Genomic DNA, 14,088 nt, shown 5'->3' with positions numbered 1-14,088 from the left:
TCGGCGCCCTGTTGGCCCAAAGGGTTGGTTGCGGAAGATCAGCCGGATATCAGGGTGGGCAGCCGGGCTTGCCAGATCTGGTGCCAGTGCTGCAGTTCGCTGCGCGGCATCGGGCGGGCGGTGAAGAAGCCCTGACAGATATCGCACCCCAGCTTGGCCAGCAGTTGCCAGGTCTGCACATCTTCCACCCCTTCGGCGACTGATTTCAGCCCTAGCTTGCGGGCCAGCTCGATGCTCGATTCGATGATGGCCAGACGGGAGGGATCGGCATAGCAGCGATCTACAAAAGATCGATCAAGTTTGAGCTCGGTAAACGGCAGCAGCGCCAGCTGCTGCATCGAGGAGTAGCCGGTACCGAAGTCATCGATGGAGAGGCCAAAGCCGTGCATCCGCAGCCGGGTCAGCACCTCCAGTGCCTTGCCGATATCCTCGACAAACGAGCTTTCGGTCACCTCCAGGGTGATCAGCTCGGGATTGACGCCCCAGCGCTGGCACTGGTTGATCAGGAAGTGACAGAGATCCCCCTCAATCAGCGAGGTGGTTGAGAGGTTCATCGACAGATTGAGGGAGAGACCGGTCTGGCCCCACAGATGGCAATCCTGCAGCGACTTGTTGATGATGACATCGGTCAGCTGATCGATAAGGCCGTTATTTTCCGCCAGCGGGATAAACATGCCGGGGGAGATCAGCCCGTATTCCGGATGCTGCCAGCGGGCCAGCGCCTCCATCCCCACCCACTGGCCGGACGCAAAGCCGACCTTGGGTTGATACCAGGGCAGCAACTGGTCGTTGTCGAGGGCGCGTTTGAGCTCGTCCACCGACAGGACGAGGCCATCGTCCTTGCCCGAGGGAGCCGACTTGGGTGCCCAGGAGTCGATCAGCTGGCGCAGTCGCTGCGGGCTGGAGGGTTTCTCGATGCGACCCAGCACATGGAGACCATAGGCCGCGCTCATCCGCAGCACGGCCTCCACCACGTCATCTTCCAGCGCGCTGGAGAGGATGATGCCGCCCCGAAAGCCACCCAGCGAGAGGCGGCGCAGCAGCGCCATGCCATCCATGCCGGGCATCCGCAGATCGCAGAACAGGATGTCGACAGCGTGGCTCTGGCAGAGCGCCAGGGCTTCGATGCCGTCTGCGGCCTCCAGCAGTTGCTGATAACCGAGCGCCCGGATCTGGTGCATCAGGGTCTTGCGTTGAAACCCGTGATCCTCGACTACCATGATGACCAACTCGTCTGCCGTTCTACTCATCGAGCCACAATCCCATTTCACGTTCAATATTGTTCATCTGTTCTTCCACTCTCTGTGTCAGCAGCGCGAGCTCGCTCAACTGTTTGAGGCGGGCCGCCGATTCCAGTTGCGCCGCCTGCTCGGCCAGGGAGAGCTCCCCGACCATTCTGGCTGCCCCTTTGATGCGGTGGGCGATCTCCACCAGCTCCTGGCTATCATCGGAGGAGAGCGCGCTCATCATAGCGTGGCAATCTTTCCGGTTGGAGGCCAGATACTCCCTTGCCATGCTTTTGGCAATCTCTTCATCGCCAAACAGATCTTGCCAGCGACCGATCATGTCGAGATTGATGGCCTGTCGAGCGGGCACTCTCTCTGTGATCGTAGTCGCGGGCAACCACCGCAGCAGCATCTGGCGCAGTGACTCCAGCGAATAGGGTTTGCACAGCATGCCGTTCATGCCGGCTGCTGTCATATTGGCTGCCGCCTCCTCCGAGGTATCGGCGGTAACGCCGATGATGGGGGCCTGCTCCCCTTGTTCCCGCAGGTGGCGGGTCAGGGTGTAGCCATCCATGTGCGGCATGTGGCAGTCGGTGATCAGCAGGGCGAAATCCCGGGTTTTCCAGGCGTGCAACGCCTTCTCGCCATCTTCCACTACCTCGCACTCCACCCCCAGAATCGCCAGCTGACGGGTCAGCAGGGCGCGATTGACCAGATGGTCATCGGCGACCAGTACTCGCCCGCCCAGTTTTTCGATGCTGGCGGCATGGGTGGTCACGGCTCGCCCGGTGATCAGCTCGCGGCAGCTTTCGAGCAACAGATCCGGATAGAGGGGGGATTGGCCGAGGCGCCACCAGTTCTCCGAGCCCATGCGCCCCCGCAACGCTTCGCGGGGGTAGAGGATGACCCCCTTGAGAGTGCCGGACTGTAGCAAGGTGTGCCAATCGCTCCCCATGCTGGACTCCAGCGCGGCCTCTTCCGCCAACAGCAGTCCGTCGAGATCGGCGGTGAGCTGGTGGATATCGAGGGGGCTCAACCGGGCGCCGAGCTGTGCCATGGTGGCCTGCAAGGCGGCATCGCTACCCAGCCACCACCATTCGCTGCCCGCCAGTGCGGGTGGTTCCCACAGGCCATTGAGCAGCGGGATGCTGAAGCGGAAACAGGCTCCTTCACCGAGCTGGCCGTGGTTACGGGTGTTAACCCTGATCCTACTCGAAACCCTATTCAAATCGAAGTCGTCAAAGGCTGGAAGAAAAACCCATTACCAGAGTGGGACGTTCTTTCCCTGCCTGAGCGTTGGGCGTTCGGAGTGGTCTATTACCTACAGGCTAGTAAGGGGACTGTAGTGGTCAACTAAATCCGGACACTTGGTTAGGCCGAACCTCGGCTTTTGCTGGCGGTATCCCGTCATTGTGGTGATGTGGACGCCGCCAGTTGTAGTAATCCATCAGGTAATAACTGATATCCCGCTTCGCCTCTCGCAAGCTCATATATCCCATAGCCGGGAGCCACTCTGACTTCAGGCTCCTGAACAGTCGCTCCATCGGGGCGTTATCCCAGCAGTTGCCACGCCGACTCATGCTCTGGGTCATGCGATAGCGCCACAGTCGTTGCCGAAATGCCCGGCTGCCATATTGGCTGCCCTGGTCAGAGTGAAACAGCACGCCTGACGGACAACCTCGTTGCTGATACGCCATCTCAAGTGCTTTGATGGCCAGCTCTGCATCAGGCTTATCAGACATCCCCCAGCCCACGACCCGCCGGGTGTACAGGTCAAGAATCGCTGCCAGGTAACGCCAACGACCACCTGCCCAGACGTAGGTGATATCGCCACACCACACCTGATTGGGTTGCTGGACATCAAATTCGCGGGCCAGCAGATTGGGAATGTCCGGTCGTTCAGACCGAGCGACCTGATAGCGATGAGCGCCCGGTTGCTTGGATACCAGACCGGCTTCCTTCATCAGGTTACGTACTTTGAATCGACCAATCTGATACCCCAACTCCCGCATCATCGACATCAAGGCGCGGCTGCCCGCTGAGTTCCGGCTTTCTTTGAACAAACGGCGCAACTCACAGCGCTGTTGCATACGTTCACGGTTAATCGTCCGCCTGCGAGCCAGATAATCGTAAAAACAGGAGGTGGGAACATCGAAAGCGCAGCAGACCAGAGTGATGGGGGCTTGCTCCCTTAATCGGTCTATCAGCGCGTACGTGTGAACTCGTCCGCCATCAAGAGAGCAGTAGCCTTTTTTAGTATGTCCTTTTCACGTTCGAGCTGGTTGATGCGGGCTTCCAGCTCCTGAATTTTCTGCTGCTCCGGAGTCAGTGCTTTGCTGATTGGGGTTGTGCCGCAGCGTTCGGATTGGAGCTGCTGAACCCAGCGACGCAGTACGGTTTCACCGACATCCAGTGAACGGCTGGCTTCAGGGACAGAGTATCCCTGGTCGAGTACCAGGGATGCGGCTTCGAGTTTGAATTCGGCAGTAAATGAGCGACGTAATCTTGTCATTGAACACCTCAGGTCATGGTGGCGACTGTACCACCTAAAATGGTGTCCGGGATGATTAGACCACTACATTGGGAGCGTAGCGGTCATGCTCAGGGTTCAGAAATGCGAGCTGGCGATCTTGCTCGGCCACCTTTTGCTCCAACTGATGTACCCTCTCGGCGAGTATGACGTTCTGTTGGATAAGAGGGGTTAGCTCCTGACTTGGGTTGTGTGAAATGCTCACTTTGGAGTTTGAGTTGCAGGGATACTTTGTATGATTTGTCAGGCACTCAGACATGAACGAGACAACAGACATTGCTATCAAATAATTATGTTGCTGATAGTGCGTAGATTTTCTGTGGTATTTAAACGGGATTTCTAATGAGGGTGCTTTTTCTAACATTAAGTCATCTTCCGTGTAGTGCCTTGTTTGTGTTTCCGGATCTGGCTGGGAGATGTTCTCACTCTCCCGCCAAGATACTCCCGCAAAGTTGTCGGTTTACTCGTTGACCAGCTTGAGTGCTTTAGTGCCGCTTGCCAGAGACAGGCTTCCTTGGCTGGCGTTCTCTATGTGGTCACTCCACCACCCCATCATGATCACCCGCTGCTCAAAGTAGTCAGAGCGGTTGTAGGCGCGACGGATTTCGTTCTCATCGGTGTGGGATAGTGCGGCCTCAATGGCGTCAGGGTTGAAGCCCTGTTCGTTGAGCGTGGTACTCCCCAGCGAGCGCAAACCATGAGCCACTAGTCGCCCGCCATAACCAAGCCGTTTTAAGGCCGCATTGGCACTTTGGTCGTTGATGTGACCAAGCGGATCGCGGCGGCCAGGGAACACAAAAGGACGGTGGCCGCTGATCGGCTTCATGCGCTCCAGCAGAGAGATAGCTTGCGGGGTCAAAGGAACCCGATGGGGGCGATCCATCTTCATCCGCTCAGCAGGGATATTCCAGATTTTGGCGTCAAGGTCGATCTCATCCCAACGGGTACCGGCTGATTCGCCAGGGCGCACCAAGGTATGCAGGCTCCATTCAATTTGGCAGCGCGTGGTTGGGTCTAACCGACCATTGGCAATGTCAGCCATCAAAAGCGGTAACTCGTCCGGTTTGAGGGTCGGCATGTGCTTTTTGGCTGGCTTCTTGAAAACCTTGCGTATCGCTGAGCAGGGATTGGCATCGAGCAGGCCGTGGTTAACGCTATAGTCGAGGATTTCGTTAATCCGCTGACAAAGGCGGCGTACAGTCTCATGTTTGCCATCTGCCTCCAGAGGGCGCAGCATCTCGATGACTTTGGGAGCACGGATCTGGTCGATGGGCATAGAACCGATGAAGGGCAACACATACAGCTCAAGAGAGCGCCACGAATCTGCGGCATAGGCTTCAGTTACATCATGGCGTTTGAGATCCAGCCACTTAGATGCCATGTGTTCAAAGGTGTTGGTGCTGGCTTCTTCCATGGCTTTGACCATGGCGGCCTGTTCTTCTTTGTGGAGCTTGGGATCAATGCCTTGGGCCAGCAGGGCGCGAGCCTTTCGCAGTAGTTCACGGGCTTGGCCAAGGGATACCTCTGGGTAAGTGCCAAAGCTCATGTTTGTGCGCTTATTGTCAGAAGGCTTTGAGTACTTGAAGGCCCAGAGCTTTGAACCCGCCGCACTGATCCTCAGTTCTAACCCATCACCATCGCGCAAGGTGGTCATCTGGCCTTTCGCCTTAGCGTCTTCGGATGGCTTGGCGTTTTTAACTTTTGGGTCGGTTAATCTGCAGTTACCTGTTTCGCGCCTCTTTTTCTCCACCGTGACCATAACGCTCCTTAGTACCATCGAATTGAGTACCACTAACCTTGTGGTACTAATTATAGTACTCGTGAAGCTGGTTTTAGGCGACCACTTCGACTTTGTCGGACAACAAAAAACCCGCAAGACGTTGAATCTTGCGGGTTTCTGTACTTCTTCGTTCCTTCTCGGAACAATATTTGGTGGAGCTGGGGGGATTTGAACCCCCGTCCAAAATTACTACATCCTTGGCACTACATGCTTAGTCACTCTTTACATTCGCCAACCCGCTGCGGAGAGACACGCCACGAATTGACTAGCTCGATTGGTTTTAATGCTTCCGCCCCGAGCAGGACTTCCACACGATCCTGTGAAGGATGACCTTCCGATTCCCTAGGACACAGGCAAGCTAGGGTAGAAGGGCTCTATGCAGGTTATTAAGCTGCTAGTGCGTAGTTTTCGTCGTTTGCGACTATTTTTTTGCGGTTTATTAACGAGGCCTACCGCACCTCGGCATGCACCTTGGGTTTCGTGAATCTTGTCGAATCCAGAATCAGCCCCAAGTTGTTAATTGCGATTGTACGCAAAAATGCTGTCATAGCAAGGCGTTGATACCCATTCCCTCTGGCAGCCAGTCTGTTTGCCGATTTATTGTACGCAGCTGAGCCTGAAGAGCCAGCTGCGCCGGGGGAAGGTGAACTGGCGTTCTGATCCTGCCAGTAGCAGGTTAGCCGCGATGCTTGTTCTTCATGATGCGAGCTTTTTCCCGATCCCATTCGCGGGCCTTGGTATCTTCGCGCTTGTCGTGCTCTTTCTTGCCCTTCACCAGGCCGATCTCGACCTTGACCCAGCACTGTTTCCAGTAGAGGGCGAGGGGAACTATGGTGTAGCCCTGACGGGCAATCAGGCTTTCGAGCTTGTCGAGTTCACGACGGCTCAGCAGCAGTTTGCGGGTGCGGGTCGGGTCACATACCACGTGGCTGGAGGCCGCTTGCAGTGGCAGGAAGCTGGAGCCGAACAGATAGGCCTCGCCATCGCGGAAGATGACATAGGCTTCGCTGATGTTGGCCTTGCCCGCCCGCAGGGATTTGACTTCCCACCCTTGCAGGGACAGGCCCGCTTCGATCTTCTCTTCGATGAAGTATTCGTGGCGCGCGGTTCTGTTGAGTGCAATGGTGCTGGACCCGGCTTTGTTTTTACTGTTTTTTTTGCTCATGACGGGCGATTTCCGGCAATGACTAGGAGGCTCGTATTATACGTAGGCAGGGGCGGCTGTAAAACGCGCAGCAGGTCAAGTGGTGGCTTTCTGAGCGGTTTGGCTGAGGTTTTACCTCCACAACCCCAAACATGGTGATAAAATCGCGCCGATTGGATGAGGAAAAGCCATGCCCCGAATTACGCGCAGTGCCCTGGTGATGTTCAGTGCAGAACAGATGTTCAAGTTGGTTAACGATGTGGATGCCTATCCGCAGTTTTTGCCCGGCTGTGTCGGCAGCCGTGTCCACGAGGCTGGCGATGACTACATGATGGCGTCGGTCGATGTGGCCAAGGCGGGGATTGCCAAGACCTTTACTACCCGCAATCAGCTGGATGTGAACCGTCAGATCAGGATGGAGCTGGTGGATGGCCCGTTCCGCAAGCTGGCGGGCTGGTGGACCTTTACCCCGCTCGATGTGGATGCCTGCAAGGTGGAGTTCGATCTCGATTTCGAGTTTACCTCCAAGCTCATCGAGGTGGCCTTTGGTCAGGTATTCCGCGATCTGGTGAGCTCCATGGTCTCCGCCTTCTCCAACCGGGCGAAGGAGGTATACGGTGTCTGACCAGCTCAACATCGAGGTTGTCTATGCCTTGCCGCAGCAGCAGACGGTGATTGCCCTGCGGGTGGCGCCCGAGACCTGCGTGCAGGCGGCCATCGAGCAGTCCGGCATCGTACAAAAACACCCCGAGATCGATCTGGCGGTCAACAAGTTCGGTATCTACAGCCGCCCGGTGAAAGGGAGCGAGCCGCTGCACGACGGCGATCGTATCGAGATCTACCGCCCGCTCATCGCCGATCCCCGCGAGATGCGCAAAAAGCGGGCCGAGAAGGCCAAAGAGGAGGGGAGAGCCGATAGCGTGACCGGTGGTCGCCCCGATGTGCATCGCAAGCACCGCGAGTAGTGCTCAGGTTTTTCTTGCAGAAAAAAGGCGCCGAGGCGCCTTTTTTTGATCCCGTTAGCCGGTGAGCTTGCCGAGGGGATATCAAGAGAGGGCAGCTTCTGCCACACCCAGTCGTGCGCGGGCCCAGGCGGCCAGCAGCTCGACCCCGCTTTGCATCACCCGCTCATCGAAATCGAATTCGTTGTGATGGTGCGGCGCCGCCAGATCGGCCCCCAGGATGAGGTAAGCCGCTTCGCCCCCCTGCTTTTGCACCCGCTCCATCAGAAAACCGGCATCTTCACTGGCGCCAAAGCGGCGAGTCTGGATGGTGGCGAGCCCCTGCTTGCGGGCCAGCGCCGCCAGCTCGGCCTGCAGCGCCGGACTGTTGTCGAGCGCAATGGCCTCACCCTGCTTGATGATGCGGTAGGTGACACCGTGGGCGAGGGCGGTACCTTCGACGATGCGCTGTACCTGACTGAACATGTAGTCGTTGAGCGCGCTGTCGGCGCCGCGGGTCTCACCGCGCAGCTCGGCATGATCGGGGATGACGTTGCGGCCGCTGCCGGCGTGAAGCTGGCCGACGTTGATGCGGGTCATGCCGTCGCGGTGGCGGGGAATGCCGAGCATGGCGGTGGTGGCCATGCAGGCGGCTGCCAGCGCATTGCTGCCGGCATTGGGTTCGAGTCCCGCGTGGGCGGCGGTGCCCATAAAGTGGACGTCGAACTTGGTGGAGCAGAGAAATTCGGTGGGATTGATCACCAGCTCGCCGCTGCCAGCGTGAATGCCGATATGGAGCGAGAGCAGGGCATCCACGTCATCGAGTGCGCCACCGGCAGCCAGCGCCTTGCCACCGCGACACCCCTCTTCGGCGGGCTGGAAGAAGAGCTTGATGCGGCCGCAAAGCTGCTCCTTCATCGCCATCAGCTGGCTGGCCAGCCCCATGCCGATGGCGGTGTGGCCATCGTGGGCGCAGGCGTGCATCCACCCCTTGTTGTGGGAGGCAAAACCCTCCTGCTGCGGCTGGTGCTGTTCGGCGTCGGACTCTTCCACCTCCACCGCATCGATGTCGAAGCGAAAGGCCAGGGTCGGGCCGGGACGGCCGGTATCCAGCTCCCCCATCAGCCCGGTGACATCGCCAATCCGCTCCAGCCAGTCGGGATGGGCCCCCTGACGGCGGGCGCGAGCCTTCTCGGCCGCCACATCCACATCACGGCCCATCATCAGATTGCTGGCCAGCAGTTTGTCGCCGAGCACGATGCGATAACCGAGCTCGCTCAGGTGGTGGGCAATCAGGCTGGTGGTGCGAAACTCTTTCCAGGCCGCTTCCGGCAGGCGGTGCAGGTCGCGGCGCCACAGGATCAGGTGCTCAAGGGTCATCTTGGCTTCCTTGGTGATTCGATTTGTCAGCTATTGTGCCTTTTTTCCCGGCTGACCACACGGGGCCAGCAGCTGGTCGGGGGAGCTGTGCGTGCGAGTGGTGACTGTTCGGGCCGTGAATAGTGGTGAGCGCCCATAAAAAACGCCTCCACAAGGGAGGCGTTGTCGATAGCTGGTTATCAGGCCGCGTGATGGTAAGCGGAGGCTTCAAACAGCTTCTTGTTGGCCACCAGATCGATGGGGTCAAAATCATCGACGTTGATGGTGCGCAGGCGACTTACCTCGGCGCGGCGCAGCAGCTCGGCTTCGCTCTGGGTCAGTACGCCAGCGGCCAAGCCGATGTCGGCCACCTTGTCCAGTGCCATGAAGGGGCGCTTGATACCATCGCTCTTGCAGACTTTCTCGAACAGCGGCTCGGCGGCCAGCACGTCATCGAGCGCCTGCTCCAGCAGACCGAAGGGGTTGCCCTCTTCGCGAGTCAGGTATTGGCCCTTGGCCAGGCGGCTGCGAGTTTCGCTCGGGGTTTGCAGCAGACGGGCCACTTGCTGGTCCAGCTTGTCGCACGGACGGTTCAGGTCACGACCCAGCGGCAGCACCACGGCGCGCAGGGCAAGCCCAATCCAGCGGTTCGGGAAGTTGCGCAGCAGCTCGTCGATCGCCTCTTGTGCCTTGAACAGGGCATCTTGCAGTGCCCAGTGCAGCAGCGGCAGGTCGGCCTGCTGGCGTCCCTCGTCCTGATAGCGCTTGAGGGCGCTGGAGGCCAGATAGAGCTGGCTCAGCACGTCGCCAAGGCGGGCGGAGACCCGCTCCTTGCGCTTGAGCTCGCCACCCAGGGTGCCCATCGCCATGTCTGACAGGAACGCCAGGTTGGCAGAGAGGCGGGAGAGCTTCTGGTAGTAACCTTTGGTCTGGTCGCCATAGGGTGCCGCGGCAAAACGGGCGCCGGTCACACCCAGCCAGAAGCTGCGTACCAGGTTGCTGATGGCAAAACCGACGTGGCTGAATACTGCCTTGTCGAAGTCCTTGAGAGCCTGCTCCTGATCCGGGTGGCTGGCCGCCAGCATCTCCGGCAACACGTAAGGATGGCAGCGGATGGCGCCCTGACCGTAGATGATCATGCTGCGAGTCAGGATGTTGGCCCCTTCCACCGTAACGGCGATGGGGGCACCCTGATAGCCACGAGCCAGATAGTTGTTGGGGCCCATGCAGATGGCCTTGCCGCCGTGGATGTCCATGGCATCGATGATGCACTTCTGGGCGCGGTCGGTGAGGTGGTATTTGACGATGGCGGAGATGACCGAGGGCTTCTCGCCAAGGTCGATACCGGTCACGGTCAGGTTGGCTGCGGCGCCCATGATGTAGGCATTGCCACCGATGCGGGCCAGCGGCTCTTCAATCCCTTCCATCTTGCCGATGGGCAGCTTGAACTGGCGACGGATGCGGCTGTAGGCGCCGCTCGCCAGGGCCAGCATCTTGACGCCACCTGTGCTGTTGGAGGGCAATGTGATGCCGCGACCGACCGACAGGCACTCGACCAGCATGCGCCAGCCCTGACCGGCCATGGCCGGGCCACCGATGATGAAATCGAGCGGGACGAACACATCCTTGCCCTGGGTCGGACCGTTCTGGAACGGCACGTTGAGCGGGAAGTGGCGACGGCCAATGCCGACCCCCTTGATGTGAGTGGGAATGAGGGCGCAGGTGATACCGAGCTCTTCCTCGTCCCCCAACAGGTGCTCGGGGTCACGCAGTTTGAAGGCGAGACCCAAGACGGTAGCGATAGGGGCGAGCGTGATGTAGCGCTTGTTCCAGGTGAGGCGCATACCGAGCACCTCTTTGCCTTCCCACTCGCCCTTGCAGACGATACCAAAGTCGGGGATGGAGCCGGCATCAGAACCCGCTTCCGGGCTGGTCAGGGCGAAGCAGGGGATCTCTTTACCTACCGCCAGGCGGGGCAGGTAGTAATCTTTCTGCTCGTCAGTGCCATAGTGTTGCAGCAGTTCGCCCGGGCCCAGCGAGTTGGGCACGCCGACGGTGGAGGCGAGCACGGCGCTGGCACCGCACAGCTTTTGCAGGACACAGGACTGGGCATAGGCCGAGAACTCCAGACCGCCATATTTCTTCTTGATGATCATGGCGAAGAACTTGTTGTCCTTCAGGTATTGCCACACCTCGGGGGAGAGATCCGCGCGCTCGTGGGTCACTTCCCAGTCGCTCACCATGCGGCACACTTCCTCGACCGGACCATCCATAAAGGCCTGCTCTTCGGCAGAGAGGGTGCTGACCGGAATGGCGTGCAGCTTTTTCCAGTCCGGGTTGCCCGCGAACAGATCGGCTTCCCACCAGGTGGTGCCCGCTTCAATCGCCTCTTTCTCGGTGCGCGACATCTCCGGCATGATCGATTTGTAGATCTTGAACAGCGGCTTGGTTATTTGATTGCGGCGAAATTCCACCAGATTGAGCGGGATGGCGATCACCGCGAACAGCGCCCATACCAGCAAGGGCACATGACCATAGATGGCGCCAAGCACCAGGGCGGCGCCGGTGACCAGGGTGGAGATGAACAGGGATGCCCGGCGATAGGCCAGGGCTCCGATAACCAAGATCACCCCGAGCAGAGTGAGGGTCGTCGTCATTGCTTGCTCCTTGCGTGGTTAGGTTGCCAACGTGGCGTAACTGATCCAGAGGTCTGACCTGTTGGATATGGCCCCTGTTGTAATTCATACGCACAAAGTTATCAAGCTGTTTACATCTTCATTACCTTCTCTCTGTGATCCCCATAACGCTCACGCGCCGCCAGCGCTGTGGCTCGCAGGGGGGCGACTGTGCGATTCGCTTGTGCGAGAATAGTCGCGATCTACACGCACACTAAAAACAGTGGAAGAGACATCATGTACCAAGAATTGATCCGCAATGAACTGACCGAAGCTGCCAGCGTGCTGCAGGCCTTCCTGGCTGATGAGCAGAACCTGAAAAACATCGAAGCGGCCGCCAAAATGCTGGCCGACTCTTTCAAGGAAGAGGGCAAGGTGCTCTCCTGTGGCAACGGTGGCTCCCACTGTGACGCCATGCACTTTGCCGAAGAGCTGACCGGTCGTTACCGCGAGAACCGCCCGGGTTATGCCGGTATCGCCATCTCTGATCCGAGCCACCTCTCCTGCGTCTCCAACGACTTTGGCTATGACTATGTCTTCTCCCGCTATGTGGAAGCGGTCGGCCGCCGTGGCGACGTGCTGCTTGGCATCTCCACCAGCGGCAACTCCGGCAATATCCTGAAAGCCATCGAAGCGGCCCGCGCCAAAGGGATGAAAGTGATCGCCCTGACCGGCAAGGATGGCGGCAAGATGGCAGGTCTGGCGGATGTCGAGATCCGCGTGCCGCACTTTGGCTATGCCGACCGTATTCAGGAAGTGCACATCAAGGTGATCCACATCCTGATCCAGCTGGTCGAAAAAGAGATGGCCAAGTAATCAGGCCATCGTCACCAGACAAAGGCAACGCCGGTAGCATGGTTCGCCATCGGCCGGTTGTTGCCAGTCACAGGGGAAGGAATTGCGCCTTCCCCTGCTGTCTGTCGAACCAGCGTGCTGGTCGAACATGACACAAGCCAAATCATGAAAGGAGTCTGCCGGATATGTGTGAACTGCTCGGCATGAGTGCCAATGTGCCGACCGATATCTGCTTCAGCTTTACCGGGTTGATGCTGCGCGGCGGCAAGACCGGGCCCCACAAGGATGGCTGGGGGATCACCTTCTACGAGGGGAAGGGCTTTCGCACCTTCAAGGATCCCGAGCCCAGCGCCCAATCTCCCATCGCCAGACTGGTACAGGCGCTGCCCATCAAGAGCTGCGCCGTGGTCAGCCACATTCGGCAAGCCAACCGTGGCTGCGTGTCACTGGAAAATACCCACCCCTTTACCCGTGAGCTGTGGGGCCGTTACTGGACCTTCGCCCACAACGGTCAGCTGACCGGCTACAAGAAGCTGCCCACCGGCCGCCACCGGCCGGTGGGAGATACCGACAGCGAGCACGCCTTCTGCTGGCTGCTCGATCGGCTGGAGCAAAAATATCCCAAGCGTCCGGCCAACTTTCCCGCCATGTTTCGCTATCTCGCCACCCTGTGTGATGAGCTCAGAGCATTCGGGGTGTTCAACATGCTGCTCTCGGACGGGGAGTATGTGATGAGCTACTGCAGCAACAACCTGCACTGGCTGACCCGCTGTGCGCCGTTTGGCGAGGCGAGCCTGCTGGATGAGGAGGTGGTGATCGACTTTCAAAGGGAGACCACCCCCAACGATGTGGTCACCCTGATCACCACCCGTCCGCTGACCGGCAATGAGAATTGGGTCAAAATGGCGCCCGGCGAATTCAATCTGTTTCGCATGGGGGAGCGGGTGGCGACCAATCAGGTTGCGCTTGAGCAAGATCAAAAAATACCAGGGTAGATACCTACCCTGGTTCTTCGCAGCAGCCATAAAAGGCAAAAGGGATGAGAGGTGTTGCTGAGCATCATCACTCTGACGGCATTAAGTGTTGATCAATTGTTAATTTATGGCAATCAAGTTGTTGTCTTGACGGGCGTTTCAGCATCGCAATTTCGATACTGATCACATTTTTTGCCACTTTATTCCCTGAGCCATCCAATCGGGTGCTTCATCACAGCCTGGTCGTGAGCCACGACATCGAAAACTATCTATAGTATGGTCTGTTTGAATACCGTTCTGGAGGAGCCTCGCATGGAGTGGGTGGATCGCAAGGTGTTGCAGCAGCTGGCAGAGGATATCGGTCCGGATATGCTGCCCGTGGTCATCGCAGTCTTTATTGAAGAGGTGGGCGAGCAGCTGAGTCAGCTCAGACCCCTCTATGAACAGGGAGAGTGGGAGGCGCTGGCTCGGGTGGCGCACAGCATGAAATCATCCTGTGGCAGCTATGGCGCCATACCGAGTTATCAGCAGGTGATGGCGCTGGAGATGGCCAGCAAGCAGGCCGATGTGGCCGAGGCAGAGCGCCAATTGCAACTGCTGGAGGCCTCCTTGCCCCAGGTGCTCGCGTTTCTTGCCGATTATCAGTAACGGCGCCATGCAGGGA

General features: G+C 58.6%; 12 protein-coding genes and 1 other RNA gene. 5 read left to right on the top strand and 8 right to left on the bottom strand.

Going from position 1 to position 14,088, the window contains the following annotated elements; genetic code table 11:
• Positions 1-38: 38 nt before the first annotated feature.
• The 6 genes from I6L47_RS06840 to smpB all read right to left on the bottom strand — a co-directional run bounded on the left by I6L47_RS06840 (position 39) and on the right by smpB (position 6,701).
• Positions 39-1,250 carry an EAL domain-containing protein gene (locus tag I6L47_RS06840; protein ID WP_201995985.1) on the bottom strand — a complete coding sequence of 404 codons (1,212 nt, stop codon included), beginning with the start codon at positions 1,248-1,250 and terminating at the stop codon, positions 39-41.
• Entirely contained in the window at positions 1,243-2,454 is a 1,212-nt protein-coding gene (locus I6L47_RS22470; RefSeq protein ID WP_254204830.1) for a response regulator, read from the bottom strand. Before I6L47_RS22470 ends, I6L47_RS06840 begins: the two co-directional genes overlap by 8 nt.
• A gap of 121 nt (positions 2,455-2,575) precedes the next feature.
• Positions 2,576-3,738, bottom strand: a protein-coding gene (locus I6L47_RS06830; RefSeq protein ID WP_216947903.1) for an IS3 family transposase whose coding sequence is annotated in 2 segments (ribosomal slippage) — positions 2,576-3,483 and positions 3,483-3,738 — 1,164 coding nt in all. Because the reading frame shifts where the segments join, the coding sequence is not laid out codon by codon here.
• A gap of 478 nt (positions 3,739-4,216) precedes the next feature.
• On the bottom strand, positions 4,217-5,515 hold the full coding sequence (locus I6L47_RS06825) for an integrase domain-containing protein (protein ID WP_216948957.1): 1,299 nt from the start codon (positions 5,513-5,515) through the stop codon (positions 4,217-4,219).
• Between the two features lie 171 nt (positions 5,516-5,686).
• Positions 5,687-6,046, bottom strand: a transfer-messenger RNA (tmRNA) gene (ssrA, locus tag I6L47_RS06820).
• 166 nt (positions 6,047-6,212) lie between these two features.
• The gene (smpB, locus tag I6L47_RS06815; protein WP_005334498.1) at positions 6,213-6,701 is read right to left on the bottom strand and encodes an SsrA-binding protein SmpB; all 489 of its coding nucleotides are present in this window, start codon (positions 6,699-6,701) and stop codon (positions 6,213-6,215) included.
• 169 nt (positions 6,702-6,870) lie between these two features.
• Here smpB and I6L47_RS06810 point away from each other — a divergent pair, with 169 nt between their 5' ends.
• Together I6L47_RS06810 and I6L47_RS06805 are read left to right on the top strand one after the other, a co-directional pair.
• Positions 6,871-7,305, top strand: a complete 435-nt coding sequence (locus I6L47_RS06810) for an SRPBCC family protein (protein ID WP_005334496.1) — start codon at positions 6,871-6,873, stop codon at positions 7,303-7,305.
• Positions 7,298-7,645, top strand: coding sequence for an RnfH family protein (locus I6L47_RS06805; RefSeq protein ID WP_019446547.1), 348 nt, complete (start codon positions 7,298-7,300; stop codon positions 7,643-7,645). The genes I6L47_RS06810 and I6L47_RS06805 overlap by 8 nt, the downstream gene beginning before the upstream one ends.
• Before the next feature lie 81 nt (positions 7,646-7,726).
• Here the strand turns inward: I6L47_RS06805 and I6L47_RS06800 are convergent, their stop codons facing one another.
• Together I6L47_RS06800 and fadE are read right to left on the bottom strand one after the other, a co-directional pair.
• Complete coding sequence (locus tag I6L47_RS06800; protein ID WP_139442465.1) at positions 7,727-9,001, bottom strand: amidohydrolase; 1,275 nt, start codon at positions 8,999-9,001, stop codon at positions 7,727-7,729.
• A 179-nt stretch (positions 9,002-9,180) separates the two neighbouring features.
• Positions 9,181-11,637: an acyl-CoA dehydrogenase FadE gene (gene fadE / locus I6L47_RS06795; RefSeq protein WP_216948956.1), complete on the bottom strand. Its 2,457-nt coding sequence runs from the start codon at positions 11,635-11,637 to the stop codon at positions 9,181-9,183.
• 255 nt (positions 11,638-11,892) lie between these two features.
• On the opposite strand from fadE, the gene lpcA reads away from it, so the two are divergent.
• The 3 genes from lpcA (at position 11,893) to I6L47_RS06780 (ending at position 14,072) form a co-directional block, all read left to right on the top strand.
• Complete coding sequence (gene lpcA, locus I6L47_RS06790; RefSeq protein WP_021230835.1) at positions 11,893-12,471, top strand: D-sedoheptulose 7-phosphate isomerase; 579 nt, start codon at positions 11,893-11,895, stop codon at positions 12,469-12,471.
• Positions 12,472-12,635: 164 nt separating this feature from the next.
• Positions 12,636-13,445 (top strand): class II glutamine amidotransferase, encoded by an 810-nt coding sequence (locus tag I6L47_RS06785; protein ID WP_216948955.1) that lies wholly within the window; start codon positions 12,636-12,638, stop codon positions 13,443-13,445.
• A 291-nt stretch (positions 13,446-13,736) separates the two neighbouring features.
• Positions 13,737-14,072 carry an Hpt domain-containing protein gene (locus I6L47_RS06780; protein WP_019446543.1) on the top strand — a complete coding sequence of 112 codons (336 nt, stop codon included), beginning with the start codon at positions 13,737-13,739 and terminating at the stop codon, positions 14,070-14,072.
• Positions 14,073-14,088 lie beyond the last annotated feature (16 nt).

Source organism: Aeromonas sp. FDAARGOS 1417, assembly GCF_019046985.1.
Classification (GTDB): domain Bacteria; phylum Pseudomonadota; class Gammaproteobacteria; order Enterobacterales; family Aeromonadaceae; genus Aeromonas; species Aeromonas veronii.
Note: the sequence above shows the minus strand (reverse complement) of the source record. Positions and strands in the feature narration are given on the sequence as shown.